Below are 25,143 nucleotides of genomic sequence, written 5' to 3' on the forward strand. Positions count from 1 at the left end.
GATGATCGAGCTGCTGCACGGCCGGCCGACCCTGCCCGACCTGTTCGCATGGGTCGAGACGGGGCACCCCGGGACGCACGGTGTTCCCGGACTGCACGCGATCCGCATCGAGGAGCACCTCACGGACGAGGCCTACGTGCTGCGGGCGGAGCTGCCGGGGATCGACCCCGCCCGGGACGTCGAGGTCACCGTCGAGGACGGGCTGCTGACGCTGCGCGCCGAGCGCGGCGCGGAACTCACCGAGAAGCACCGCACCGAGTTCCGGTACGGCACCTTCGCCCGCTGCGTCCGGCTCCCCGCCGGGGCGAAGGGCGGAGAGGCGACCGCCGCCTACAAGGACGGCGTGCTGACGATCACGGTCCCGGTGCCCAGGGCGAAGTCGGGCACCACGACCATCCCGGTGCGGCACGGCTGATCGGGGCTCGTGCCGCCCCGTCCGCGCACCCGGGCAGGGGAGGCCCGGGTGCGCGGACGGCTGTCCGGTGAGAGGGAACCCTCCGGCGGGCCTGCGAGGACCGACCGGCCCATGCAGGGGTGCGTCCGGAAGGGCAGGCTGGAGCTGCGGGGGGAGAAAGGCAGGCATCGCCATGAAGGGCTTCGTCTTCCACCGTCCCGGACAGTCCTCCTGGGAGGACGTCCCGGATCCCGCTGTCAAGGAACCCACCGACGCGATCGTCCGCGTCGACACCGTCACCATCTGCGGAACGGACCTGCACATCCTCAAGGGCGATGTGCCCGAGGTCCGCCCCGGGACCGTCCTCGGGCACGAGGCGGTCGGCGAGATCGTCGAGGTCGGCGGTGACGTCCGCACGGTACGTCCGGGGGACCGCGTGCTCGTCTCCTGCATCACCGCCTGCGGACGCTGCCGCTACTGCCGGGAGGGCGGCTACGGCCAGTGCCGGGGCGGCGGAGGCTGGATCCTCGGTCATCTGATCGACGGCACCCAGGCCGAGTACGTGCGGGTCCCGTACGCCGACCTGTCCGTCCACCCGCTGCCCAGCACCCTGGACAGCCCGGACGCCGTGCTGCTGGCCGACATCTTCCCGACCGCCTACGAGGTGGGCGTGCTCAACGGGCGGGTACGGCCCGGGGACACCGTCGCCGTCGTCGGCGCCGGCCCGATCGGGCTGGCCGCCGTCGCCACTGCCCGGCTGTTCGCCCCCGAGCGGATCGTCGTCGTGGACCTCGCCCCGTCCCGGCTGGACGCCGCCCGGTCGTTCGGCGCCGACGCGGTGGCCCTCGCCGGGGAGTCCCCCGAGCAGCTGATCGCCGACCTCACGGACGGTCTGGGCGCTGACGTGGCGATCGAGGCCGTCGGCGTGCCGGAGACCTTCGAGCTGTGCACCCGCGTGGTGCGGCCCGGCGGGCACGTGGCCAACGTCGGCGTGCACGGCAGGCCGGCCACCTTGCACCTCGAAGACCTGTGGATCAAGAACCTGACCATCACCACCGGTCTCGTCGACACCCACTCCACGCCCACCCTGCTGCGGATGGCGGCCGCCGGGCGGCTGCCCACCTCGTCCCTGGTCACGCACACCTTCCCGCTGGACGCCATGGCGGAGGCGTACGACGTCTTCGCCCGTGCCGCCGACACCGGAGCGCTCAAGGTCGTGCTCGGCGGGCCGCGGCACGACGTCGTCGCGGTCCCGGCGGCCTGACGGCCCGAGGGACCCTGCCGCAGGGACCGTTCGGCCTCTGCGGCGCGCCCCGGCGCGCGGGTGAGGATGACGGGGCCGACCAGGAAGCAGGCACGTGGGAGGTGCCCATGGACGCGTCCACCCGGCCCCCGCCGGCCGCGCTGCGCGCCGCGCACGAACGGTACGTGACCGTACCCGGGGAACCGCCTCGGGTACGGCTGCTGGTGGCGGACTCGTGGCGGCGCTGCGCGGCGGGCGTCGTACGCCCCGACGGGAGCCGTCTGCCGCCCGTGCGGCGCACGGCCGGGGACCTGGCCGCGTACCGCCGCACGCATCCGCTGGCCGCCGTCCTGCCCCTGTTCCGGGAGCTGCTCGGCTCCGGCGCCGCGGACGACGGGCACGTGTTCGCCATCGGGGACGGCGACGGGACGCTGCTGTGGGTCGAGGGGGACACGGCCACCCTCGGACGGGCCGAACACATGCACTTCGCCGAAGGGGCCCTGTGGTCAGAGGCGCAGGCGGGGACCAACGCCCCCGGCACCGCCCTGGCGGTGGGCCGCCCGGTGCAGATCGTGGCGGGCGAGCACTACAGCTCCGCCGCGCACGCCTGGTCCTGCGCGGCGGCTCCCGTGCGCGATCCCGGCACCGGCCGGGTCCTGGGCGTAGTCGACCTCACCGGCGGTGGCACGATCGCCACGCCCCCCGCCTTCGCCGCGGTGCGCGCGGCCGCCCTGGCCGCCGAGGCGGAACTGGCCCGCGCCTTCTCCGCCCCGCCCGTCCTGCTCGGCCCGGACGGACGGAAGCCGAGCCGCCCGGAGACCGGCGTACGACTGGCGGCCCTGGGCCGGGACAGCGCCCTGCTGGAGCATGCGGGGCGAGTTCACCGGCTCAGCGCGCGGCACAGCGAGATCGTCGTGGCGCTCGCCCTCCAGGCCCGCGGCATGACCGGCGACCGGCTCGCGGTGGACCTCTCGGAGCGTGAGGTGCCGCCTTCGACCCTGCGCGCCGAGCTGACCCGGTTGCGTGCGGTGCTCGGCCCCGACCTGCTCGGCTCCCGCCCCTACGCCCTGCTGAGCCCGGTGCGCGCCGACTTCGCCGCGGTGGCCGAACTCCTCGCCGAGGGGCGGGTGGACCGGGCGCTGGCCCGCTACCAGGGCGCGCTGCTGCCGCGCTCCGAGGCGCCCGTCGTCGTAGAGCACCGCAGGGCCCTGGAACAGCAGTTGCGGGGCGCCGTCCTCGGCAGCGGCGACGTGCGCTTGCTGCGCCGCTGGGTCGACGCGGACTGGGGCGCCGACGACGTTTCCGCCTGGCGGCATCTGGCCCGGAACCTGCCCGGCGGATCACCGCAACGCGCGGCCGCGGCGGCCCGAGCGCACGCGCTGGACGCCGCTGTGGCCGTCCCGCCGCAGGCCGGCCGGTATGCAGCGTGGTTGCAGCGTTCCGGCTCCTAGCGTGCGGAGCATCGCCACGATCGTCGTGACGTGATCGGAAAGGGGACGGTCATGAAGTACGAACCTCCAGGCAGGCCGGGCAGCGTCGTCGACGTAGCTCCCCGGTACGAGAACTTCATCGGCGGCAAGTGGGAGGCACCCACCACAGGCCAGTACTCCACCAACCTGTGCCCTGCCACCGCCAAGCCGATCTGCGAGGTCCCCAAGTCCGGGCCCGAGGACATCGAACTCGCCCTGGACGCCGCGCACGCGGCGAAGGACGCGTGGGGCGAGGCCTCCACCGCCCAGCGCGCCGCGGTGCTGAACAAGGTCGCCGACGCCATCGACGCCCACCGCGAGGAACTCGCCGTCGCCGAGAGCTGGGAGAACGGCAAGCCGGTCCGCGAGACCCTGGCCGCCGACATCCCGCTCGCCGCCGACCACTTCCGCTACTTCGCGGCCGCCATCCGCGCCGAGGAGAGCGAGATCACCGAGATCGACAAGGAGACCATCGCCTACCACTTCCACGAGCCGCTCGGCGTGGTCGGCCAGATCATCCCGTTCAACTTCCCGCTGCTGATGGCCGCGTGGAAGCTCGCCCCCGCACTCGCCGCGGGCAACGCCACCGTCATCAAGCCCGCGTCGCCCACGCCGTGGTCGATCCTCAAGCTCATGGAGGTCATCGGCGACATCCTCCCGCCGGGCGTCCTCAATGTCGTCAACGGCCCGGGCGCCGAGATCGGCAAGGCGCTCGCCACCAACAAGCGCATCGCCAAGGTCGCCTTCACCGGCGAGACCACCACCGGCCGGCTGATCATGCAGTACGCGGCGCAGAACATCATCCCGGTCACGCTGGAGTTGGGCGGCAAGTCGCCGAACATCTTCTTCGACGACGTGGCCGCCAAGGACGACGACTTCCTGAACAAGGCCGTCGAGGGACTCGTGCTCTACGCGTTCAACAAGGGCGAGGTCTGCACCTGCCCCTCCCGCGCGCTCGTCCAGGAGGACATCTACGAGGAGTTCATGGGCCGCTGCCTGGAGCGTATCCGCGCGATCAAGCAGGGCGACCCGCTCGACACCGAGACCATGATCGGTCCGCAGGTGTCCAGGCAGCAGATCGAGAAGATCGCCTCCTACGTCGACATCGGCGTCAAGGAAGGCGCCGAACTGCTCGCCGGTGGCCACCGGCCCACCCTCGAAGGGGAGTTCGCGGACGGGTACTTCTACGAGCCGACCGTCCTCAAGGGCCACAACGGGATGCGGGTCTTCCAGGAGGAGATCTTCGGACCCGTCCTCGCCGTCACCACCTTCAAGGACGAGGCCGAGGCCCTCGCCCTCGCCAACGACACGCTGTACGGCCTCGGGGCGGGCGTGTGGAGCCGCGACGGCGCCCGCGCTTTCCGGGTGGGCCGTGGGATCAAGGCGGGCCGCGTCTGGACGAACTGCTACCACCTGTACCCGGCAGGTGCCGCGTTCGGTGGCTACAAGGTCTCCGGCATCGGCCGCGAGACCCACAAGATGATGCTCGACCACTACAGCCAGACCAAGAACCTCCTGGTCAGCTACAGCGACAAGGCGCTCGGGCTGTTCTAGGGGGACAGGAGGCAGGGCTACGGCAGGAGGTGCACCGACATGCCCGAGCGGCTGCTGCGACGGAAGCGACCCGATGTGCTTCCCGGTGAATTCGCCGTGGGGGAGGGCGACATGCTCGTCGGCGTGGTGGCCGGCTGCACCTTCCACATGAACGCCGACCAGTACGAGTCCCTCGGCCGCCCGTTCTACGTCCTGGACGTCGAAGCGGGCACGCCGGGCGGCTTCTCCCTCGCGGCCGGGGACGGGCTGCGTTTCGTCACACGCGTCAAGGCGCCACGATGCCACACCAGTTGAGGAGCGGAACATGAAGGCAGCAGTCGTCACCGACTTCGGCAAGCCGCTGGAGATCCAGGACCGGCCCGTGCCCGAGCCCGGCCCCGGCCAGGTGCTCGTCCGCATGGAGGCCTCCGGGGTCTGCCACACCGACATCCACGCCGCGCACGGCGACTGGCCGGTCAAGCCGCAGCCGCCCTTCGTCCCCGGCCACGAGGGCATCGGCCCAGTCGCGGCCGTCGGCGCGGGCGTGCCCGAGGCACTCGTCGGCAAGCGGGTCGCCGTCCCGTGGCTCGGCTCGTCGTGCGGCACCTGCCGCTACTGCGTCTCCGGCTGGGAGACCCTGTGCGAGTCCCAGGTCAACTCCGGCTACTCCGTGGACGGTTGCTACGCCGAGTACGCCGTCGCGGACGCGGGCGCGGTAGTGGTCGTCCCCGACGGGGTGACCTCCTTCGACGCGGCCCCCCTGACCTGCGCGGGTGTCACCACGTACAAGGCGATCAAGGTCGCCCGCGTGACCCCGGCCGAACGCGTCGCCGTCTTCGGCATCGGTGGACTCGGCCACCTCGCGCTCCAGTACGCGCGGCTCGTCGGCGGCTTCGTCACCGCGGTCGACCTCGAACCCGACAAGCTCGGCCTCGCCCACCGGCTCGGCGCCGACCAGATCGTCAACGCGCGCACCCACGACCCCGTCGAGGAGATCCGGAAGGCCGGCGGCGCGGACGTCGCCGTCGTGCTCGCCGCCGCGCCCAGGGCGTTCGAGCAGGCCTACCGGTCCCTCAACCGCGGCGGACGCCTGGTCATGGTCGCCCTGCCCGCCGACGACGCCTCCATCGACGTACCGATCTTCGAGACCGTGCTCGGCGGGATCTCCGTCATCGGCTCCATCGTCGGCACCCGCCAGGACCTCGCCGAGGTCTTCGCCCTGCACGCCGCCGGACGCACCCAGGTCATCGCCGAACCACGGCGCCTGGACCAGGTCAACGAATCCTTCGACGAGGTGCTCGGCGGCCGGGCCGAGGCACGGCTCGTCTTCCAGTTCTGACCAGTTCCGTGGGCCCGGCGACCCCGGGCCCGCGGGGAGAGGCAGCAGATCATGGCCACCGTCACCGTGGGAGCCGTACGGGAGAGGGCACCCGGCGAACGCCGCGTCGCCCTCGTCCCCGAGACCGTCACCCTGTTGCGCCGGGCCGGTCTCGACGTCCTCGTCGAGACCGGAGCGGGGTCCGGCGCCTGGTTCACCGACGCCGACTACACCGCCACCGGCGCCGAGGTCGTGGAGGCCGACGACCTGTACGCACGGGCCGACGTGGTCCTGTGCGTGGGGCCGCCGGACCCGGCGACCGCCGGGGCCCTGCGCTCCGGGCAGACCCTGGTCGGCCTGCTGGAGCCACTGCGCCACCCCGAGCCGGTGGCGGACCTGCACCGCCGCGGCGTGCGCACGGTGAGCCTGGACCTGCTGCCCCGCACCCTCAGCCGCGCCCAGTCCATGGACGTGCTGACCTCGCAGGCCAGTGTCGCCGGATACAAGGCGGCGCTGCTGGCCGCCGAGTCCTACGACCGGTTCTTCCCGATGCTGACCACCGCGGCGGGCACCATGCGCCCCGCCCAGGTGCTGGTCCTCGGCGCCGGCGTGGCCGGGCTCCAGGCGATCGCCACCGCCCGCCGCCTCGGCGCCGTCGTCACGGCGTACGACGTACGCCCCGAGTCACGAGGGGAGGTGGAATCGCTGGGCGCCCGGTTCCTCGATGTCCAGAGCCCTCCGCAGACGGAGCCGGGCGCCGGAGTGGGGGGTTACGCACGGGAGTTGACCGCGCAGGAACAGCACGATCAGCGCGAGGCGACGGACGCGCACATCGCGCGCTCCGACGTCGTGATCACGACCGCCCAGGTCCCGGGCCGCCGGCCCCCGCTCCTGGTGAGCGCGGCGGCCCTGGAGCGGATGAAGCCCGGCTCGGTCGTCGTCGACCTGGCGGCCGGCGAACTCGGCGGCAACGTCGAGGGCTCCGAGCCCGACAAGACGGACGTCCTCGACAACGGGGTGACCGTGATCGGGGCCGGCCGGCTGCCGTCCGCGATGGCCACCGCCGCGTCCACGGCGTACGCCCGCAACCTCGTCGCGCTCCTGCGCCACCTGGTGCGCGACGGCGAGCTGGTTCTCGACCCGGCCGACGAGATCACGGGAGCCCTGATGGGAGGCGGACCGTCATGAACGACCTCGACCTGCTCACCGCGATCACCGTGTTCGTGCTGAGCGTGCTGGTCGGCATCGAAGTCATCAGCAAGGTCCCGGCGACCCTGCACACCCCGCTGATGTCCGGCTCCAACGCCGTGCACGGCATCGTCGTGGTCGGCGCCATGCTGATCGCCGCCGAGTCGCACACCTGGGTCGGCTACACGCCGGCCTTCGTGGCGATGGTGTTCGGCGCCATGAACGTCGTCGGCGGTTACGTGGTCACGGACCGGATGCTGCGCATGTTCAAGGCCAAGCCGCCGGCCCACGAGAAGACGGAGGCGTGACCGCCGTGAACACCGTCTCCGACACCGTCCACTACGTCTTCCTGGCCGCGGCCGCCTGCTTCGTGCTCGGCCTGCACCTGATGAACCACCCGCGCACGGCACGCCGCGGCAACACCCTGTCCGGCGCGGCCATGAGCGTAGCCGTCGCCGCCACGGTGTGGCTGGTGGCCGACGAGGGCGCGATCAGCCGTACCGGCTGGCTCGTGCTGGTCAGCGGCGGCCTCCTCGGCGCGGCGCTCGGCTTGTGGGCCGCGCGTGCGGTGCGGATGACCGCCATGCCCCAACTCGTCAGTCTCTTCAACGCGGTCGGTGGCGGGGCCGCCGCGCTGATCGCGGTCAACGACCTGCTCCAGGCCGACGCCCCGGCCACGATCGGGGCCCGGGTGTCGCTCCCCGCGGGCCTGGACATCGTCATCGGCGCGGTCACCTTCTCCGGCTCACTGATCGCCGCAGGCAAGCTCCAGGGCGTCGTCCCCGGCGCGCCGGTGGTCTTCCCCGGGGCGCGGCTGCTGAACGTCCTGCTGCCCGCCTCGTTCGTCGCGGGCACGGCCTGGCTGGTGCTGATGCCCGAGTCCCGCACCGCTCTGTACGGACTCACGGCGGTGGCGCTGCTGTTCGGCGTGACGATGGTGCTGCCGATCGGCGGCGCCGACATGCCCGTCGTCATCGCCCTGCTGAACGCCTTCACCGGCTCCGCGGTCGCGATGGCGGGCTTCGTGCTCGACGAGACCGCGCTGATCATCGCGGGCATGCTGGTCAGCTCCTCCGGCGGCATCCTGACCAAGCTGATGGCCGACGCCATGAACCGGTCCGTCGCGAACATCGTGGTGGGCGGCTTCGGCACCGGCGACAGCGCACCCACGGCGGCCGGATCGGGCGCCCCGGCCCAGGTCCGCTCGGTCTCCGCCGACGACGTGGCGATCCAGCTGGCCTACGCGAGCAAGGTCGTCCTCGTCCCCGGCTACGGCCTCGCCGCCGCCCAGGCCCAGCACGAACTCGGCGACCTGGCCAAGCTGCTGACCGACCACGGCATCGACGTCAGCTACGCCGTCCACCCGGTCGCCGGCCGGATGCCGGGCCACATGAACGTGCTGCTGGCCGAGGCGAACGTGCCCTACACCCAGCTCAAGGAGATGGACGACATCAACCCCGAGTTCCCGCAGGCGGACGTCGCCCTGGTGATCGGCGCGAACGACGTGACCAACCCGATCGCCCGGCGCCCCGGCAACGCGATCTCCGGGATGCCGATCCTCGACGTGGACAAGGCGAAGAGCGTCGTCGTCATCAAGCGCTCCATGGGGCACGGCTACGCGGGCGTCGACAACGAGCTCTACACCGACCCGCGGACCGGCATGTTCTTCACCGACGCGAAGCAGGGGCTGGCCGAACTCAAGGCGGCGGTTGCGGAGTTCGTCACCTGAGCGGGCGCCAGGGCCGAGTGGCTCCCCGACGGGACCGCTCGGCCCACGCGGGGCGGGGCCCGCGGCGCGACGCTGGAAGTGACGAGGAGGCAAGGAAGAAGGGAAGAAGGAGGGAGACATGAGCGGCATGATCGAGCGGCTGCCCCTCTGGCCCACGCTGCCCGACCTGTTCGGCTGGGTCGAGGGCGGGCTGCCCGGGGCGCACATGGCCGTCGGCACGCACGGCATCCGCATAGAGGAGCACCTCGCGGACGAGACATACGTGCTGCGGGCGGAGCTGCCGGGGATCGACCCCGCCCAGGACGTCGAGATCACCGTCACAGAAGGCGTCCTGACCCTGCGGGCCGAGCGCGGTGAGGAGACCAAGGAGAAGCAGCGCACGGAGTTCCGCTACGGGACCTTCACCCGTTCCGTCCGGCTGCCCGCCGGAGCCAAGGGCGAAGAGGCGACCGCGGAGTACAAGGACGGCGTCCTGACCATCACGGTCCCGGTGCCCGAGGCGAAGGCGGACACCCGGACCATCCCGGTGCGGCGCGGCTGAGCGCGGGTTTTCCCCCGGGCCGCACCTTGTGCGCAGCCGGCGCGTGGGCCCGGCTGCGCACACGTCTTCCCCGTCCGGCGAGACGCACAGCGACGAAGGGACCACCATGCCCGCCACGACGCACGACACGATCCCCCGGCCCCTCACCCCGGGACCCGAGATGGCCGAACTCGCCCGCTTCTGCCGGGACATGACCTGGACCGGCCTCGTCGAGGCGGGCGGCATGGGACCGGGGACACCGGCGATGACCGCCCGCGGCCGGGGCACCCATGAGTCCATCCAGGACGGCCGCTGGATCGTCGGCACCTACGAGCAGGACCAGTACCTGCTCGACGGCACCCACGTCCTGACCTGGCAGCTCCACTGGGTGGTCGGCTGGGCGCCGCAGACCGGCGACTACCGGGCCACCCTCGCGGACAACTACGGCCGCTCAGGCGTCCTGCGGGGCCGCATCGACGGCGACCGGCTGATCTTCGAACAAGTCGGCGAGGAGCCCGTCCGGCTGCGCCTGGTGTGGGACGCGAACGATCCGCAGGACCCGGTGTGGAGCAACGAGACGTCGGCCGACGGCGGGCCCTGGACGCTGGTCGAGGCCTACCACTGCACGCCGGTGCGGCCCCGACCGCGGGAGGCACGGGATGCGCGTGACCGGAACCGGGAACACCCGGGTGCCGACACCCACCGCTGACGGCACGAGCACGGCGGCCCCCGCACGAACCCGCGGCATCGAGACCGGGCCCTTCCCGGCGAGCCGGCGCCCGGTGGTCGCCGCCGAACGGGCCGGCCGGCGCCGGGCCGCCATGCACAGCCTTGTCGAACTCGACGTCACCACGGCACGCGAGCTGATCGCCGCGGCGGACCGGCCGGTGTCGTTCACGGCGTTCGTCGCGGCGTCCGTCGCCCGGACCGCGGCCGCCCATCCGCAGACCCACGCCCACCGCGACTGGCGCGGCCGCCTCGTCCGCCACCGGCACGTCGACGTGACCACGATGGTGGAGGTCGCGACCGGACAGGGACTCTTCGCGCTCCCGCACGTCCTGAGGGACGCCGACGTACGGGACGTCCACGACCTGACGTCCGAGCTGCGGGAGGCGAAGGCCGATCCGGCGGCCACCGCAACGGGCGGACTGCTCGAACGCTTCGGCGCCTCGGCGACCCGGGTGCCCGGTCTGCTGCCCCTGATGTACACGCTGTTGTCCCGCTCCCCGCGGGTGCGGCAGCTGACCGGGACCGTCGCCGTGACGGCCGTCGGCATGTTCGGCGCCGACGGCGGCTTCGGCATCGCCCCGCCCACCGTCATGCCGCTTCAGGTGGTGGTCGGCGGCCCGGCCGAGCGGCCGCGCGTGACGGACGGCCGGATCGGACCGCGTACGGTGCTGGACCTGACCGTGACCTTCGACCACAACGTGATCGACGGCGCTCCCGCCGCCCGCTTCATGGCCGACCTGCGGCGGTGCGTCGAGTCGGCCGAGGTGCTCTGCGCGGCCGGATGACCGTGGGTGCGGTCCCTCAGGCCCGGCTCGTGCGCGTCAGCTGCTCGGCGATCTCCGACGCCCACGCGTCGATCGCGGTCCAGTCGCGGTGGTCGCCGAACCGGCCGCCCATCAGCCGGAACAGCACCCGCCCGGAGCGCGGCAGTTGGTTCCGTGCGATGACGCCGGTGAACAACTCGTGTCCCAGGTAGGGCAGTTGCCCCGGCAGCGTCCGGAGGACGACCGGGATCTCCTGGGCCGCCAGCCGCTTCCACGGCCCGCGCAGCGCGCCCGGCATGCCGACGCTGAACAGCCACACCGGCCGGGAACCCAGCACGTCGAGGTTCTCGCGCACGAAGGTCCGCGCCGGTTCCAGCCACGCCTGGTCGTGCACGGCGCTGCCGAGCACGAACGCGCGGTAGGCGTCGGCGTCGTCCACCGTTTCGAGGGCCCTCGCCTCCGCCTTGAGACCAGCCCGGCAGATCGTCGTGGCCAGTCGCTCGGCGATCCCGCGCGTGGAACCGTGCGCGGACGCGTATCCCACCAGGACGTCCATGACCTCACCTCGACCTTCCTCGGTGGCCTCGTGAGCCCCGCGGAGCGTGTCGTCCCACGATCCACCGGGCGGGGGTGGCGGGCCATGGGCCGACAGGTACTGCCGCGCACCCGAACGACCCCCCGTGGCAGGGCGCTCGGCGCCGGGATCCCACGGTGCGTCAAGGGCGGCCGAGTGGCCCTCCGGCCGGTGCCGGACGGCCCATCCGTTCGGACCCGTACGGCACTTGGGGCGACTCGACGGACGGAGTTCGCTGGAAGTGTCGTAGGAGGCTGCCATGAGTGTCGACAACGCGACCATGCATCACGGGCCGTACCGACTGCGCCGCACGCTGGTCCTCGCCACGGCCGTCGTGCTGGCGTCGTCGCTGGCCACCGCATGTGGACAGGACGACGGCAGTGGGGGGACGTCCGCCGGCGCCGACCGGACGGGAACCCCGAGCGCCCCGGACACGGACGGCACCACGGGAGGGACGGGCGGGAGCGGCGACACCACTCCCGGCCAGGGCGGCACCCACGCTCCCACCATGCCCGGCATGCCGAACGGCACGACCATGCCGTCGATGCCGTCGATGCCGACCGCTCCAGGCCAGGGACACCATCAGATCCGTACCTCGGTGTACTTCCTGCACGGGGAGCAGGTCTCGCCCGCTCCGCGGACCGTGACGGCACCGACCACCGCGGCCGCGGCGCTACGGGCCCTGCTGGCCGGGCCCAGCCGGTACGAGAGCCGGAACGGCCGCACCACCGCCATTCCCTCAGGGACGACGCTGCGTTCGATCGTGGTCCGCCGTCATGCGGCGACGATCGACCTGTCCGGGCGCTACGACGACGGCGGCGGGAGCCTGTCGATGCAGGCCCGGCTCGCGCAGGTCGTCTTCACCGCGACTCGGTTCCCGTCGATCGAGAAGGTCCGGTTCGAGCTGGACGGCAAGCCGGTGACGTCCTTCGGCGGCGAGGGCATCGTCCTCAACCACCCCGTGGGCCGCGCCGACTTCGAGGACCTTGCCCCGCAGATCCTCGTCGAGTCGCCGCTGATCGGCGACACCGTCCGCAGCCCGGTCAGGGTGTGGGGGAGCGCCAACACCTTCGAGGCGACGTTCCGGTTGAAGATCACCGACGCGGCCGGGCGTACCGCGGCCGACGTCCATGTCACCGCGACCTCCGGCACCGGGACCCGCGGCACGTTCGACGTGACGATCCCCTACCGGGCCATCCGGTCCGGCGCCGGGACGCTCACCGCGTACTGGAACTCGCTGGAGGACGGTCACCCGGTGATCGAGGACACGGTGCCACTGACGGTCCAGCGGTGACGGGACGACGGCAGGAGTGGTCGCGGACAGCTCGGAGGTGAAGGGCGTCAAAGAGCGGGGCACGGTGGGAACACCGTGCCCCGCTGTGCGGTTCCGGCCCGCCCGTCAGGCCTGGAACCACGCCTGGACCGGCCCGGCCAACTCCACGATGTCGTCGGCGGCGACGTCGTGCAGCCTGATGGCGAGGTCCTCCAGCGCGCGGCTCGCGGCGAGCTCGTCACCGATCTCCGGGACGGGCCGGTCGATCGGGTTGCGGCGGGCCAGCCCACGGCCGGTGAGCGTGGAGGTGTCCCGCGTGGCCAGGACGGCGCGCGCGTGCGTCTCGTCGCCTTCCTCACTGATGTAGAGGTGAACGGTCCACTGCTTCGCTTCCATCGTGATCACTTCCGTCCCACTGCTCGTCCTCCGCTTTCCAGCCTGCGCCCGCCGAGACGGCGGGTCCAGGAGCCGAAAGGCCCTCACCACCAGGGTGATCAGGGCTCCAGTTCGACGCTGACCTCGGGCGGCTCGTGCAAGGTGTTGTGGATGGTGCAGTGCGAGGCGACGGCCAGCAGGGCGGCGCGGCGCTGCTCGGACAGCGCGGGCGGCAGCGCGATGACGACCCGGATGGAACCGACGCGCGCCGGCCGGTCGGTGGCCATGGTGAACTCGGCGCGGACCCGCAGCCCCGAATGGTGCAGGCCGTGCCGCGTCAGGTACCGGCCCGCGTAGAAGGCGACGCAGGTGGCCAGGGAGGCGGCGAACAGCTCGGTCGGTGTGGGCGCGGTGTCCGTGCCGCCCGCCTCCGTGGGTTGGTCGACCAGCAGCCGGTGACCACGGACGTCCACCGCGTACGCGTCTCCATGGACGTGGGTGACGTCCAGGGTGTGCACCTCGGTCTCCGGCGGCCGGGCCGTGGAGAGAGTCTGTTGTGCCGTACCGGTCATGACCGGGCCTCCCTGCTCCTTGCGCTGTGTCGGCACTTCCAGTGCAGCGCACCCGGGACGGCCCGGCGAGGGGCCGACAGGGCGAAGGCATACCCGGCCGGGTACCCGTACCAGGGACCTGCGGCCCATGCCCCGGTTCTGCCACCGGTACGACAGTGAAGGCATGAGCACACACATCGTGATTCTCGGCGGGGGCACCGCCGGTACGCTCACCGCCAACCGCCTGCGCCGGATGTACGACGCGGGCGAGTGCCGGATCACGGTCGTCGACCAGGACGACGACCACGTCTACCAGCCGGGCCTGCTGTTCCTGCCGTTCGGCCTGGCCCAGCCGCGCCACCTCGTCCGCTCCCGGCCGCATCAGCTGCACGCCGGCATCGACTACCAGCGGTCCCGCATCGACCGCGTCGACCTCGACGCGCGCAGGGTCCACTTCGCGGTAGGCGGCTGGGTGGCGTACGACGTCCTCGTGGTCGCCACCGGTGCCCGGCTGCTGCCGGAGGAGACCGAGGGGCTGACCGGTCCGGGCTGGGGTGAGAACGTCTTCACCTTCTACGACCTGCCGGGCGCGATGAGCCTGCGGCACGCCGTGCAGCGCTTCCGGGGCGGGCGCGTCGTGGTGAACGTGTCCGATCTGCCGCTCAAGTGCCCGGTGGCGCCCTTGGAGTTCGCCTTCCTCGCCGATTGGTACTTCCGGCGCTGCGGCATCCGCGACCGGGTGCAGCTGACGTACGCCACCCCGCTGGACGCCGCGTTCACCAAACCGGTCGCCGCGAAGGCCCTCGGCGGGCTCCTGGCGGACAAGGGCATCGAGCTGGTCACGGAGTTCACGCTCGGCGAGGTCGACGGCGCGGGTGGACGGCTGGTGTCGTACGACGAACGCGAGGTTCCCTTCGACCTGGCGGTCGTTGTACCGCTGCACGGCGGCGCGGCCTACGTGGACCGCTCCCCGGGCTTGGGTGACGAACTCGGCTTCGTCCCCGTCGACCCGCACACCCTCCAGCACCCCGACCGTGCCGAGGTCTTCGCCATCGGCGACGCGGCCGGACTGTCCGCCTCCAAGGCCGGCTCCGTGGCCCACTTCGAGGGCGAGACGCTCACCGGCAACATCGCCCGCTTCCTCGCCGGGCGGCCCGTGGAGCCGTCCTACGACGGCCACACCAACTGCTTCGTCGAGACCGGCTTCCACAAGGCACTGCTCATCGACTTCAACTACGACACCGAGCCGCTGCCCGGCCACTTCCCGGCCGCGGTCGGCCTGCCGCTGCTGAAGGAGTCGTACGCCAACCACCTCGGCAAGCTGGCCTTCGAGTGGCTGTACTGGCACACCCTGCTGCCCGGCCGGGAACTGCCCGGCATCGGGGCGGAGATGCCCGAGCAGGGCAAGACCCGCAGCCCCGCCTGAACCCCGCCGACCGCCAGGAAAGGACCCGATCATGCCCACCGCCACCTACGCCGACACGGCCGTCCCGGTCGACGACGAGGGCTTCTTCACCGACCCCGGCCGCTGGAGCGAGCCGATGGCCGAGCAGATCGCCGAGGAGTCCGGCATCGAGCAGTTGACCGACCGGCACTGGACGGTCATCCGCTTCATGCGTCAGCAGTACGCGGCCAAGGGCACAGGCCCCACGGTGCGCGTCCTCGGCAAGACCTCCGGGGTGAGTGTCAAGGAGCTGTACCAGCTCTTCCCCAAGGGCCCGGCGAAGACCGCCGCGAAGATCGCCGGAATCCCCAAGCCGCGCGGCTGCATCTGAGCCGCCAAGTCGAAGGAGTGCGAGCCGTCATGGCCGACACCGCCACCATCGAGAAGGTCTCGATCATCGTCTCCAAGGGGTCCCTGGAGGGGATCTACCCGGCGCTGATCATGGCTAACGGCGCCCGCGCCGAGGGCATCGAGGCCGACCTGTTCTTCACCTTCTTCGGCCTCGACGCGATCACGAAGAAGCGCTGGGAGCACATCAAGCTCGCCACCGTCGGCAACCCCGGACTGCACCTGCCGACCCTGCTGGGCGGTCTGCCGGGCGTCCCGGACCTGGTCACCCGCTCCATGGAACGCAAGATGGAGACGCTCGACATTCCGCCCATCCCCGAGTTCATCGAGATGATCTCGGACACCGGCGCGGGGATCTACGCCTGCAAGGCGTCCGTCGACCTCTTCGAGCTGGACAAGGACGACCTCGTGGACCAGGTGCAGGGCATCATCACCGTCGGCGAGTTCTACCAACACGCGGCCGGCGGGCAGATCATCTACACCTGAGAGCCGGGCTCGGCGCCGCGCTCGGTGACCGCGGCCTGCGCCAGCAGGAGGTGGGCCAGGTCACGTGCCTCGTCCGCGGTGAGGGCGGCCCACACGCCCGGTTCGCCACCCTGGTCGCGGCCCACGTCCAGGGCGATCCGCCGGATGGGGCGCCCCGTGGGAGGCAGCCGCAGGCTGCGCACGGCGATCCTGCGCCCGCAGGCCGTCACCAGCGAGTCGCTCTCGCCGACCGGGGGCCGGTCGTGTCCTGCCGTCGCCATGATGCTCACGCTCCTCCGTCCGGTCGGTGGGACCCGGCGGGTCACGCCTACCGTGCCGGGTACCAGGAACAGCGCCGGTCAAGGCCGGATTGTTCCCACTTCGCGTCGTGCGTCAGGCCTCTGCCCGGGCGGGCAGGCCGAGCCAGGCACCGTATCCGCCGAGCAGGTCGGAGACGTCGGCGTGGCCCCGGTGGCGCAGCAGGGCCGCGGCGAGCGAGGAGCGGTGGCCGCCCGCGCAGTGCACCACCACCGGCCGGTCGGCCGGGATCTCGTCGACACGGCGGGCCAGTTCGGCCAGCGGGATGTGCGACGAGCCCTCGATGCGGCCCTCTTCGCGTTCGGCGGTGTTGCGCACGTCCAGCACCAGCGGGGGTGCGTCGCCGTCGAGCAGGCGGCGCAGTTCGGCGGCGGTCAGGCGGCCGGCCTGTGCCATCTCGTCGGCCAGGGCCGGGAAGGCGCCTTCCGGCTCGCGCAGGTAGCCGCCGACCTTGTCGAAGCCGATCCGGGCGAGCCGGGTGACGACCTCCTCCTCGCGGTCCTGCGGTGCGATGACGACGACGTCCTGTTCGGGGGCGACGACCATGCCGGCTTGCTCGGCGAAGCGGCCGTCGGCGGGGACGTTGAGCGAGCCGCGCAGATGGCCGGGCGCGAAGTCCTGCGGTGAGCGGGCGTCGAGGACGACCGCGCCGGCCGCGCGCCGCTCCATGAACTCCGCCACGGACAGCGGGCGGGGCGCGTCGGCCGCGTCGAGCAGGCCGTGCTCCTTGCGGTTGAGGATGGCGTCGTAGACGAAGTAGGCGGGCGCGGACGGCTGGCCCTCCGTGACCAGCGACACGAACTGCTCCTCGCTCATCGGGCGGCAGGCGTAGTTCGTCGCGCGCTGCTTGCCGATGGTGGACTGCCGCCGGGTGGAGAGGTTCTTGCCGCAGGCGGACCCGGCGCCGTGCGCGGGGAAGACCCGCACGGCGTCCGGGAGGGCCATCAGCTTGTGCTGGACGGTGTCGTAGAGCATGCGGCCGAGTTCGTCGGCGGCGACGCCGATCGAGGCCAGCAGGTCGGGTTGGCCGACGTCGCCGATGAACAGCGCGTCGCCGGTCAGCACCCCGTAGGGGACGGTGTCGGCGGCGTGCTCGTACACCAGGACGCTGATCGACTCCGGTGTGTGGCCCGGGGTTTCGAGGATCTGGAGCGTGACGTCGCCGAGGCTGATCCGCTCGCCATCGGTCAGCTTGCGGATGGGGTACTCGGCCTCGGCGCGCTGTCCGTAGCCGATCCAGGCTCCGGTGCGGTCGGCGAGTTCCAGGTGGCCGGCGAGGAAGTCGGCGTGGAAGTGGGTGTTGATGACCGCCTCGATGGTGAAACCGTGTTCGGCGGCGTCGGCCAGGTATTCGGTGACGTCGCGGCGCGGGTCGACGACGACGGCTTTGCCGGTGGTCTCGTCGGCGATCAGATACGAGGCCTGGGAGAGGCAGTCGAGGTAGTACTGGGTGAAGAACATGGTCGGGATGACCTCCGTAAGAGGCGAGGTGGGGTCAGAGACGGCCGGTGAGCATGCCGGTCCAGTAGAGGGGTGGCAGGCCGTACCGCTTGAACGCCCACATCGTGCGCCGCTCCTTGAACGGGTCGAGCAGCGGGAAGCTGGGCGTGGGGGTGAGGTCGTAGTCGAACTCGGCGAGCAGCATCCGGTCGCGGGCCGTCACCAGTGGGCAGGACGTGTAGCCGTCGTAACGGTGCGACGGCGTACGGCCGTTCATGACGTCGAGCAGGTTGCCGGCCACCACCGGGGCCTGCTTGCGCACCGCGGCACCGGTTTTGGAGGTGGGCAGGTTCGCCACGTCCCCGAGTGCGAAGACCTCGGCGTGGACGGGGTGTTGGAGGGTGTGTTTGCCGGCGGTCACGAACCCCTGGGGGCTCGCGGGGTCGGCGAGCGGACTTGCCTTGCCCCAGTCCGGAGCGCTCTGCGGCGGCACGGCGTGCAGGAGGTCGTAGCGGATGATCTCCTTGGTGCCGTTCGCGTGGTCGGTGATCGTGACCTCGCGGGCGTCGCCGTCGACGGCGGTCATCTCGGAGCGCAGCCGCACCTCGATGCCGTACCGGGCGGCCACTCTCTCCAGGACCTGGGACCAGGCGGGCACCTTGAACATCGCCGGATCGGGGATGACGAGGACGATCCGGATGTCGTCCAGCACCTTCCGCTTCCGCCAGTGGTCAGCGGCCAGGTAGGCGATCTTCTGCGGGGCGCCGCCGCACTTCAGCGGGGTCGCCGGGTGCGTGAAGACGGCCGTGCCCGAGCGCATCCGCCTGATCAGTTCCCAGGTGCGCGGGGCGTACTCGGGGGAGTAGTTGCTGCTCACCCGGTCGTGACCGACGGCCTCGGCGAGGCCGGGCACGCCGCTCCAGTCGAGCTGGATGCCGGGGGCCATGACCAGGTGCTCGTAGGTGAGTTTCGGCGTCTCCGGAGAGGGTGCGGGTGCCGGGGTCGACGGCCAGCGCGCGGCGGCGGATCCAGCGGACGCCGTCCGGGATGACCGACCCTTCCGGGCGCCGGGTGATGCGCAGGGGCGCCTGGCCGCCGCCCACCAGGGTCCACAAGGGCTGGTACCAGTGGGTGTCGGACGGTTCGATCAGGGTGATGTCGCTGACGCCGGCGCGGCGCAGGCGCGCGGCGACACTGATGCCGGCGCTGCCGCTGCCAACGACGGCGACGCGGTGGCGGCCGGAGACGGGCGCGTCGGTGGGGGATGAGGTGGCGGCCAAGGCGGTGCTCCTTTCCCACTGGCCGGTGTGCCGGGGTGCGGTGCCGGGCGGAGGTCAGGCGGCGTGCTCGTGCGAGCCGGCCGCGACGGGACGTCCGGCGCGGGCCCAGGCGCCGGTGCCGCCGGTTACCGAGCAGGCGTCGATGCCCTGGGAGTTCATCCAGTCGGCGGCCGTCCTGCTGTCAGCCGTGCACCGGGACATGCCCGGCCGCGTACTCGGCACGCTCCCGCACGTCGACCACGAGCGCGTCGTCGGCCCAGGCCGCCGCGAGCGCTTCCTGTGTCACTTCACGAGCCACGTCGTTGCCTCCTCAATTACCCCCGGGGGTATCTTGCGGCCGAGGCTACGACTCTCCAACTTGGGGCGTCAAAGACCCCCTGGGGTATTTGCCCCAGAGGTGAAGAGCGGCTCGGGTGTGCGGGTGGCCGTGCGGGTCCGCTCCGAAGGTGCTGACGAGTTCGTCGAGGCGCTGGTGGCCGGCGTGTTTCTCGGCGACCTGATGTGGCGGCTGCCCGTGCGGCTGGGTGAAGGGCCGTGCGGCGAAACGCCCGACACGGTTGTGGCACGGCCGGTTCGGGAGGTGAGCGGGACTAGAGAGGGGGCCATGTGTGGAAGTGCCCGCACGGGTCGGTCCACCGAGCGGGCACGCGCCCGCTCGCTCCCGCGCACCGCGGACGCACCCCGGTGTGCCCATCCACCGGAGTGTTCCCGGCGCGGGGGCGTTGGGGGGACAGCCTCCGCGCCGATTTCATTGTCCGTCGCGCATATGCTCCAGGGATGTGCCGAAGGGGCCTCCGGCCAAGGCCGGTCGGCCTCTTCCGCTTCCGGACGCCTCTCCCGAATCTGCCCCGACGTCGTTCAGCCCGCCGCGAGGACCGCGCCGACCGGGCGGCGCGGTACCGGCCGCCCACGGGTGGTGTGACCGAGCCGGAGAATCATCTGAGGGAAGTCGCCGAGGGCGAGTGCCGTACGCAACTGGGCACGCAGCCGGGGTATTTCCAGGGGCTGGGTGTGGAAGGCGGCCGCGGTCCAGCGGGTGGTGGCGTGCAGCAGTACGCGCTGGAGTGCCTGTCCGGCACGCAGCCAGTCCTCCGGGGTGTCGTCCCGGGTGGTGAGCAGCACGACGAGTCCCGTGCCGGGCGGCCAGATCTCCGTGGGCGCGGCGGGCGGGGCGGACACCAGCCGGAGGAAGTCGCGTCCGGCCAGACCGGTGCCGTCGGGGTGGCGGGTGCAGGCGTCCAGCGGGACGCCGTCCGAGCAGCCGTCGTGCTCGGCCCGTGTCCAGTGCAGCAGCTCGGCGACGCGGCCGGGGTCGTCGCGATCGATGGCCTCGGCCGTGCGGACCAGCTCCGCGAGGTGGAGCCGCGCATGGGTGGACTCCATCGTCCGCAGTTCGGCGCCCTCGGCCCGGGCATGCCCGCGCAGCTCCCCGACCAACTGCCGTGAGAGCGGGAACGGCTGGAACGGGCCCCGGTGCGTACGCCGTTGCCGCATCGAGCGGTACATCAGGCTCGTCTCGGTGCCCGGCCTGGCGTACGGCCCCCAGCCGATGTGGGCGAGATGCGCCGGGTCGCCCGGGTCGGGAAACGGCTGCACGACAGGCCTGAAGCCCAGATGACGCATGGCCAGGCGCACATTGAACAGCGCCGCGCCACAGCTGATGATCTGCTCCCGCCCGTCCGGATCGGTGAGCCGGAGCAGACGGGACGGGTCCGCGTACAGATCGAGCTCCCCCGCGCGACGGGTGAACAGCCAGGGCTGGGTGTTGTGCAGCGAGGGCGCGGTGACGGCCGCGCGGACCAGATGGTTGGCCGCGTGGTCGACCTCGAAGTCCCCGGGAGCGGCAGGCGCTCCGGTGGCGGCGGCCGGTTTGCCGGCGGAGCCTTCGACTCCGGCGACGCCCGATCGTGACATGGTGGAACACCTCCGTGGTTTGCCGCGCACCGGTGTATCGGTCTCTCACAGCCCTGCCGCCATCGTCGCGCCGGGGCGGGCACGGCAGGAGGAGCCGCCCGTCCCCTCCTGTGGCCCGTACGGCCCCTGCACCGAACCTCACGCGGTCCGGTCGTGCCGGCCATCCGGGCCACCGACAGTGTCCGGTCCGGTCACCTGCCACGCCAGTGATCTTCCGAATGCCCCTAGGGGGCTGCTTGTCCTGCGGCAGGGGCCGTACGGCCCCTGCCTGGGACGAGGCTCACGGCGAGACGGTGGAGGTGGAGGAACCGGCCCTCGCACACTCCGGAGGCTGCCATGGACAACCGAGAGACACGGGAACGCAGCGCCGCGCCGGCCGAGGGGCGGCGACATGTGCCTGCCCACGCCCCCAGGCCGGCTCAAGGAGGTGGCCCCGACCTGATGGTGCGCTACCTCCAGGCCATGGCGTCCCACTCGTCACGGGCCGCCGCCACCCGGGACACGCCGCCGGCGCCACGACCGGCCACGACGGCGAGCCGCGTCGGGCACGGCCGTGTGCCGGTGACGGAGCTGCGGGTGCGCGACATCATGAAGCGGCCGGTCACCGGCATCGGTGCCGACACACCGTTCCTCGACGTCGCGCGGATGCTGGGCCGCCGGCAGAGCGGAGCGGCGCCCGTGGTCGACGACGAGCGGCACGTGATCGGTGTGATCGCCGAGTCCGACCTGCTCGCGAAGGCGGCCTCCCTCGCCGCACCCGAGCGCCCCGGCGCGCTGTCCGGCCTGCGACGTCGCCGGGCGCACGAGGGCGAGGGCGCCACGGCGGCCACGCTGATGTCCGCGCCGGCGCTCACCGTCCAGCCCGGCACCCTGGTGGTGGACGCGGCTCGCGCCGCCGCCCGCTCCCGGATCAGGCAGGTGTTCGTCACGGACTACCAGGACCGGCTGGTGGGTGTCGTCAGCCGCAGTGAGCTGCTGCAGGCGCTCGTCAGGGACGACGCGGAGATCCGGGCCGAGGTCGTCGGCCGGGTGGTCGAGGGCGAGTTCGGCCTCGCCGCCGCCGACGTCGACGTCCGGGTCGAGAACGGAACGGTGACCCTGACCGGTTCGCTGACCGCGGCACTGATCCCGCGGCTGACCGAGGCGGTCGCCGGGATCGCGGACGTGGTGGAGGTGGAGGACCATCTCGTCGCGACCGCATGAGGACGTCGGGAGCGGTGACGTGGTGTCGCGCCTGTCCGGCGGGGAGTAAACGCAGGCCCGTGCGGTGATCGCCCCCGGGCCGAGGAGGCGATGAGCATGCCGGAGCTGGACCTGAAGACGCTGACCGCGCTGGTCGCCGACGCGACGGCCGCTCCCTCGATGCACAACGCCCAGCCCTGGAGGTTCCGGTTCGTGACCGGCGAGCGCCTCCTGCTGCTGCGCGCCGACCTCTCCCGGGCCATGCGCCGCACGGACCCCGGGAACAGGGCATTGCACATCGGCTGCGGTGCGGCGCTGTTCAACCTGCGGGTCGCCGCCGCGCACGCCGGCCTGTCCCCGCGGATCCGACTGCTGCCGGACGCGGACGATCCCGTCTCGCTGGCCGCCGTGCAGCTGGCCGACGCCGACGGGTCCGGACCGGGGGAGGACGACCTGGTACGGCTGTATCCCGAGATCCGGCGACGCCACACCAGTCGTCACCCCTTCGACGGCAGGGACGTCCCCGAGGACGTGCGGGACACCCTGCGGACGGCGGCCGCCCGGGAGGGCGCCGAGCTGCTGTTCCCCGGGATCTGGCACGTCGAGACCGTTCTGGACCTGGTCCGTGACGCCGAGAGCCGTGACGCCCTGGACGCCGGCAGCCGGGAGGACCTCGACCGGTGGACCCGGCTCGGACCGGAGGCCGACATCGCCACCGACGGAGTCCCCGAATACGCCTTCGGGCCGCGCCGCCGGGACGGCCGCGCACCGCTGCGCGACTTCGCGGGCCGTCGGCCGGTGGCGGACCGCGGCACCACCACCTTCGAGAGCAGCCCGCACCTGGCGCTGCTGTCCACCCGTGAGGACACGCCGGTCGACTGGCTGCGCGGCGGGCAGGCACTGGAGCGTGTCCTGCTGGAGGTCACGGCCGCCGGGCTGGCCGGCGCGCTGACCTCCCACCCGCTCGAAAGCGGTGACCTGCGCGCACTGGCCCGCGATCCGGTGGCGGGGCACGGGCACGTGCAGATGGTGCTGCGTCTCGGCTACGGGCCACAGGGCCCGGCCACGCCGCGCCGCCCCGTGCGGGACGTGCTGGATGTCGTCTGAGCCGCGCAGGGCCGATTCTCCACAGGAGGTGCGCAGAATGCCGGGCAAGGTGACCGCGCAGGTGGACGGATCCCCCGAGAGCCTCGCCGCCGCTCACTGGGCGGCCAGGGAAGCTCTGCGCCGGGGCGCCGAGTTGGGGCTGGTGCAAGTGCTGGGGAGGGACCCGCGGCAGACCGCCGGCCCCGCTGCCGGCGCCGGGCGTCACAACGGGGACGAGCAGCCCCTGGAACGGGTGATCGCGAGCGTGCACGCCGCGCACCCCGGGCTCCCGGTCACCGGCCGGCTGCTGACCGGCTCCGTGGTCGGCACGCTGCTCCCGGCGAGCGACCAGACGCAACTGCTGGTGCTCGGACTGCGCGGGCGCGGGGGCGCCAGGGGGTTCGCCGACGCCGCGATCCCTGAACACCTCGTGGCGCGGTGCGCGTCACCCGTCGTGCTGGTCCGCGCGGGGGAGAGCTCCGCCGACGAACACTTCCCGGCCCCCGACGGCATCTCGCCGGAGGAGATACCCGAGATCCCCTACCGGGACGTCATGCTGGGCCTCGACACCGCCCGCCCCTGTGACGAGCTGATCGAGTTCGCCTTCGCGTCCGCCCGCCGCCGCGCGGCCGTGCTCCAGGTGGTCCACGCGCGCCCGCTTCCGGCGGAAAGCGCCGCCCACGACACGTCGGCGGCGGCGCCGGAACCGGCCGGCGACCAGGAACGTGCCGTCGCCGCGGCACTGCGGCCGTGGAGCGAGAAGTACCCGACGGTCCCCGTGGTCGAGAGCGTGGTCGCAGGACCGGCCGGCACGGCGCTGCTGCGGGCCGCTGCCGGAGCCGCCCTGATGGTCGTGGGCCGCCAGGACCATGACGAACGACGAGACCCGCACATCGGTCCGTTGACCCGCGTGGTGCTGCACCGCGCCCGTTGCCCCGTCGCCGTCGTCCCGTGCCGCTGAACCCCGTCGCCGAGCGGGTGGGGCCGGTCGGTCCCGGCGGAGGACCTGCGGCCCCTGCACCCCGTACCCCCGGCGGCGGACGCTGAAGTCACCAGACCTACTGGGGAGGTGGAGACCATGTCCCGCACCCTGACCGTGGGCTTCGACGGTTCGCCGGAGAGCCGGGCCGCCGCCGAGTGGGCGGCACGGGAGGCGAACCTGCGTGGGCTGCCGCTGCGGTTGGTCCACGTCTGGGAGGGGGTGCCCGGGCCCCTGGCGGAGGCCTCGCCGCTGGGCGGGAAGACCCTCCAGCACTGGAGCGAACGGATTCCCCGTGAGGCCGCCGCGGGACTGCGGTCACGTCACCCCGGCATCGACATCACCACCGAGCAGATCGTCGGCAGCGCCTTCGAGATCCTCCCCGACCTGGTGAAGGACTCCGAGCTCCTGGTCCTGGGCTCCCGGGGGCTGAGCGGCATCGGCGGGTTCATGGTCGGTTCCGTGAGTCTGGCCGTCGTCGCCCATGCGGAGCGCCCCGTCGTCCTGGTCAGGGCCGGTGAACAGGCCGCCGACGAGCACACCACGGACCCGACGGGCCTGCCGTCGGCGACGACGCCGTACCGGCCCGTCGTGCTGGGCCTCGACACCGAGAGCCCCGACGAGACGGTGATCGACTTCGCCTTCGACGCCGCGGCCCGACGCCGTACCTCGGTGCGGGTCGTCCACGGCTGGAACCCGCCGCCCTACTACGCCTACCGGCTGCCCGCAGACCTGGAGTACCACGGCGAGCTGACCACCCGGCAGGCCGAGGACCTGGCCGAGGCCGTCCTCCCGTGGCGACGGAAGTACCCCGCCGTCGAGGTCGTCGAGGAGTCCCGCTGGGGCCGGGCCGCCAACTTCCTGATGGACGCCTCCCGCGAAGCGTCCCTGGTGGTCGTGGGACGGCGCGTACGCCGCTCCCCGCTCGGCGCGCACATCGGACCGGTCACGCACGCCGTCCTGCACCACTGCACCGCTCCCGTGGCCGTCGTCCCCCACGAGTGACCCGACCGGAGACGGCCGGCGG

27 protein-coding genes and 1 pseudogene are annotated in these 25,143 nt (G+C 72.5%); 20 read left to right on the plus strand and 8 right to left on the minus strand.

Annotated features, from left to right (window positions below; all coding sequences use genetic code 11):
* Position 1: 1 nt before the first annotated feature.
* From IQ210_RS13615 to IQ210_RS13670, 12 genes are all read left to right on the plus strand, one after another.
* Positions 2-415 carry an Hsp20/alpha crystallin family protein gene (locus IQ210_RS13615; protein ID WP_194079220.1) on the plus strand — a complete coding sequence of 138 codons (414 nt, stop codon included), beginning with the start codon at positions 2-4 and terminating at the stop codon, positions 413-415.
* 172 nt (positions 416-587) lie between these two features.
* The gene (locus IQ210_RS13620; protein WP_194079221.1) at positions 588-1,658 is read left to right on the plus strand and encodes a zinc-dependent alcohol dehydrogenase family protein; all 1,071 of its coding nucleotides are present in this window, start codon (positions 588-590) and stop codon (positions 1,656-1,658) included.
* Between the two features lie 107 nt (positions 1,659-1,765).
* Entirely contained in the window at positions 1,766-3,088 is a 1,323-nt protein-coding gene (locus tag IQ210_RS13625; RefSeq protein ID WP_194079222.1) for a sigma-54-dependent transcriptional regulator family protein, read from the plus strand.
* 51 nt (positions 3,089-3,139) lie between these two features.
* Complete coding sequence (locus IQ210_RS13630; RefSeq protein WP_194079223.1) at positions 3,140-4,660, plus strand: aldehyde dehydrogenase family protein; 1,521 nt, start codon at positions 3,140-3,142, stop codon at positions 4,658-4,660.
* Positions 4,661-4,699: 39 nt separating this feature from the next.
* The gene (locus tag IQ210_RS13635) at positions 4,700-4,954 is read left to right on the plus strand and encodes a DUF779 domain-containing protein (RefSeq protein ID WP_228047720.1); all 255 of its coding nucleotides are present in this window, start codon (positions 4,700-4,702) and stop codon (positions 4,952-4,954) included.
* 10 nt (positions 4,955-4,964) lie between these two features.
* The gene (locus IQ210_RS13640; RefSeq protein ID WP_194079224.1) at positions 4,965-5,978 is read left to right on the plus strand and encodes a zinc-dependent alcohol dehydrogenase; all 1,014 of its coding nucleotides are present in this window, start codon (positions 4,965-4,967) and stop codon (positions 5,976-5,978) included.
* Positions 5,979-6,029: 51 nt separating this feature from the next.
* On the plus strand, positions 6,030-7,145 hold the full coding sequence (locus IQ210_RS13645; protein WP_194079225.1) for an NAD(P) transhydrogenase subunit alpha: 1,116 nt from the start codon (positions 6,030-6,032) through the stop codon (positions 7,143-7,145).
* On the plus strand, positions 7,142-7,453 hold the full coding sequence (locus IQ210_RS13650; RefSeq protein WP_194079226.1) for an NAD(P) transhydrogenase subunit alpha: 312 nt from the start codon (positions 7,142-7,144) through the stop codon (positions 7,451-7,453). The genes IQ210_RS13645 and IQ210_RS13650 overlap by 4 nt, the downstream gene beginning before the upstream one ends.
* A complete protein-coding gene (locus tag IQ210_RS13655) occupies positions 7,450-8,874 on the plus strand; it encodes an NAD(P)(+) transhydrogenase (Re/Si-specific) subunit beta (protein WP_194079227.1) in 1,425 nt (474 codons plus the stop codon). The genes IQ210_RS13650 and IQ210_RS13655 overlap by 4 nt, the downstream gene beginning before the upstream one ends.
* Positions 8,875-8,992: 118 nt before the next feature.
* Positions 8,993-9,415: an Hsp20/alpha crystallin family protein gene (locus IQ210_RS13660; protein WP_194079228.1), complete on the plus strand. Its 423-nt coding sequence runs from the start codon at positions 8,993-8,995 to the stop codon at positions 9,413-9,415.
* A 106-nt stretch (positions 9,416-9,521) separates the two neighbouring features.
* Positions 9,522-10,103: a DUF1579 family protein gene (locus tag IQ210_RS13665; RefSeq protein ID WP_194079229.1), complete on the plus strand. Its 582-nt coding sequence runs from the start codon at positions 9,522-9,524 to the stop codon at positions 10,101-10,103.
* Positions 10,054-10,908, plus strand: coding sequence for a 2-oxo acid dehydrogenase subunit E2 (locus IQ210_RS13670; RefSeq protein WP_194079230.1), 855 nt, complete (start codon positions 10,054-10,056; stop codon positions 10,906-10,908). Before IQ210_RS13665 ends, IQ210_RS13670 begins: the two co-directional genes overlap by 50 nt.
* Positions 10,909-10,924: 16 nt before the next feature.
* On the opposite strand, the gene IQ210_RS13675 is transcribed toward IQ210_RS13670, so the two are convergent.
* Entirely contained in the window at positions 10,925-11,443 is a 519-nt protein-coding gene (locus IQ210_RS13675; protein WP_194079231.1) for a flavodoxin domain-containing protein, read from the minus strand.
* Positions 11,444-11,720: 277 nt separating this feature from the next.
* On the opposite strand from IQ210_RS13675, the gene IQ210_RS13680 reads away from it, so the two are divergent.
* Complete coding sequence (locus IQ210_RS13680) at positions 11,721-12,755, plus strand: Gmad2 immunoglobulin-like domain-containing protein (protein WP_228047721.1); 1,035 nt, start codon at positions 11,721-11,723, stop codon at positions 12,753-12,755.
* 105 nt (positions 12,756-12,860) lie between these two features.
* Here IQ210_RS13680 and IQ210_RS13685 read toward each other — a convergent pair whose 3' ends face one another.
* Together IQ210_RS13685 and IQ210_RS13690 are read right to left on the minus strand one after the other, a co-directional pair.
* A complete protein-coding gene (locus IQ210_RS13685) occupies positions 12,861-13,130 on the minus strand; it encodes a DUF1876 domain-containing protein (protein WP_194079232.1) in 270 nt (89 codons plus the stop codon).
* 98 nt (positions 13,131-13,228) lie between these two features.
* Positions 13,229-13,681 carry an OsmC family protein gene (locus IQ210_RS13690; protein WP_194079233.1) on the minus strand — a complete coding sequence of 151 codons (453 nt, stop codon included), beginning with the start codon at positions 13,679-13,681 and terminating at the stop codon, positions 13,229-13,231.
* Positions 13,682-13,844: 163 nt separating this feature from the next.
* Here IQ210_RS13690 and sqr point away from each other — a divergent pair, with 163 nt between their 5' ends.
* The 3 genes from sqr to IQ210_RS13705 are packed head-to-tail and all read left to right on the plus strand — an operon-like array spanning position 13,845 to position 15,938.
* The gene (sqr, locus tag IQ210_RS13695) at positions 13,845-15,086 is read left to right on the plus strand and encodes a type III sulfide quinone reductase, selenoprotein subtype (RefSeq protein ID WP_194079234.1); all 1,242 of its coding nucleotides are present in this window, start codon (positions 13,845-13,847) and stop codon (positions 15,084-15,086) included.
* 31 nt (positions 15,087-15,117) lie between these two features.
* A complete protein-coding gene (locus tag IQ210_RS13700; protein ID WP_194079235.1) occupies positions 15,118-15,435 on the plus strand; it encodes a TusE/DsrC/DsvC family sulfur relay protein in 318 nt (105 codons plus the stop codon).
* A 29-nt stretch (positions 15,436-15,464) separates the two neighbouring features.
* Positions 15,465-15,938, plus strand: coding sequence for a DsrE/DsrF/DrsH-like family protein (locus IQ210_RS13705; protein ID WP_194079236.1), 474 nt, complete (start codon positions 15,465-15,467; stop codon positions 15,936-15,938).
* Here IQ210_RS13705 and IQ210_RS13710 read toward each other — a convergent pair.
* From IQ210_RS13710 to IQ210_RS13730, 5 genes and pseudogenes are all read right to left on the minus strand, one after another.
* A complete protein-coding gene (locus tag IQ210_RS13710; protein WP_228047722.1) occupies positions 15,929-16,198 on the minus strand; it encodes a hypothetical protein in 270 nt (89 codons plus the stop codon). The genes IQ210_RS13705 and IQ210_RS13710 overlap by 10 nt on opposite strands.
* A gap of 112 nt (positions 16,199-16,310) precedes the next feature.
* Positions 16,311-17,696 (minus strand): MBL fold metallo-hydrolase, encoded by a 1,386-nt coding sequence (locus IQ210_RS13715; RefSeq protein WP_194079237.1) that lies wholly within the window; start codon positions 17,694-17,696, stop codon positions 16,311-16,313.
* 34 nt (positions 17,697-17,730) lie between these two features.
* Positions 17,731-18,955, minus strand: a pseudogene (locus IQ210_RS13720) (FAD-dependent oxidoreductase).
* Between the two features lie 54 nt (positions 18,956-19,009).
* Positions 19,010-19,156 carry a hypothetical protein gene (locus IQ210_RS47200; protein WP_228047723.1) on the minus strand — a complete coding sequence of 49 codons (147 nt, stop codon included), beginning with the start codon at positions 19,154-19,156 and terminating at the stop codon, positions 19,010-19,012.
* A gap of 657 nt (positions 19,157-19,813) precedes the next feature.
* The gene (locus IQ210_RS13730) at positions 19,814-20,869 is read right to left on the minus strand and encodes an Acg family FMN-binding oxidoreductase (RefSeq protein ID WP_194079238.1); all 1,056 of its coding nucleotides are present in this window, start codon (positions 20,867-20,869) and stop codon (positions 19,814-19,816) included.
* 441 nt (positions 20,870-21,310) lie between these two features.
* Here IQ210_RS13730 and IQ210_RS13735 point away from each other — a divergent pair, with 441 nt between their 5' ends.
* From IQ210_RS13735 to IQ210_RS13750, 4 genes are all read left to right on the plus strand, one after another.
* Positions 21,311-22,072: a CBS domain-containing protein gene (locus IQ210_RS13735; protein ID WP_194079239.1), complete on the plus strand. Its 762-nt coding sequence runs from the start codon at positions 21,311-21,313 to the stop codon at positions 22,070-22,072.
* 90 nt (positions 22,073-22,162) lie between these two features.
* Positions 22,163-23,158: an Acg family FMN-binding oxidoreductase gene (locus IQ210_RS13740; protein WP_194079240.1), complete on the plus strand. Its 996-nt coding sequence runs from the start codon at positions 22,163-22,165 to the stop codon at positions 23,156-23,158.
* 37 nt (positions 23,159-23,195) lie between these two features.
* A complete protein-coding gene (locus IQ210_RS13745; protein ID WP_194079241.1) occupies positions 23,196-24,098 on the plus strand; it encodes a universal stress protein in 903 nt (300 codons plus the stop codon).
* A gap of 117 nt (positions 24,099-24,215) precedes the next feature.
* Positions 24,216-25,121, plus strand: a complete 906-nt coding sequence (locus tag IQ210_RS13750) for a universal stress protein (protein ID WP_194079242.1) — start codon at positions 24,216-24,218, stop codon at positions 25,119-25,121.
* The last annotated feature ends 22 nt before the right edge of the window (positions 25,122-25,143 follow it).

Origin of the sequence: Streptomyces justiciae (genome assembly GCF_015163075.1) — a bacterium.
Classification (GTDB): domain Bacteria; phylum Actinomycetota; class Actinomycetes; order Streptomycetales; family Streptomycetaceae; genus Streptomyces; species Streptomyces justiciae.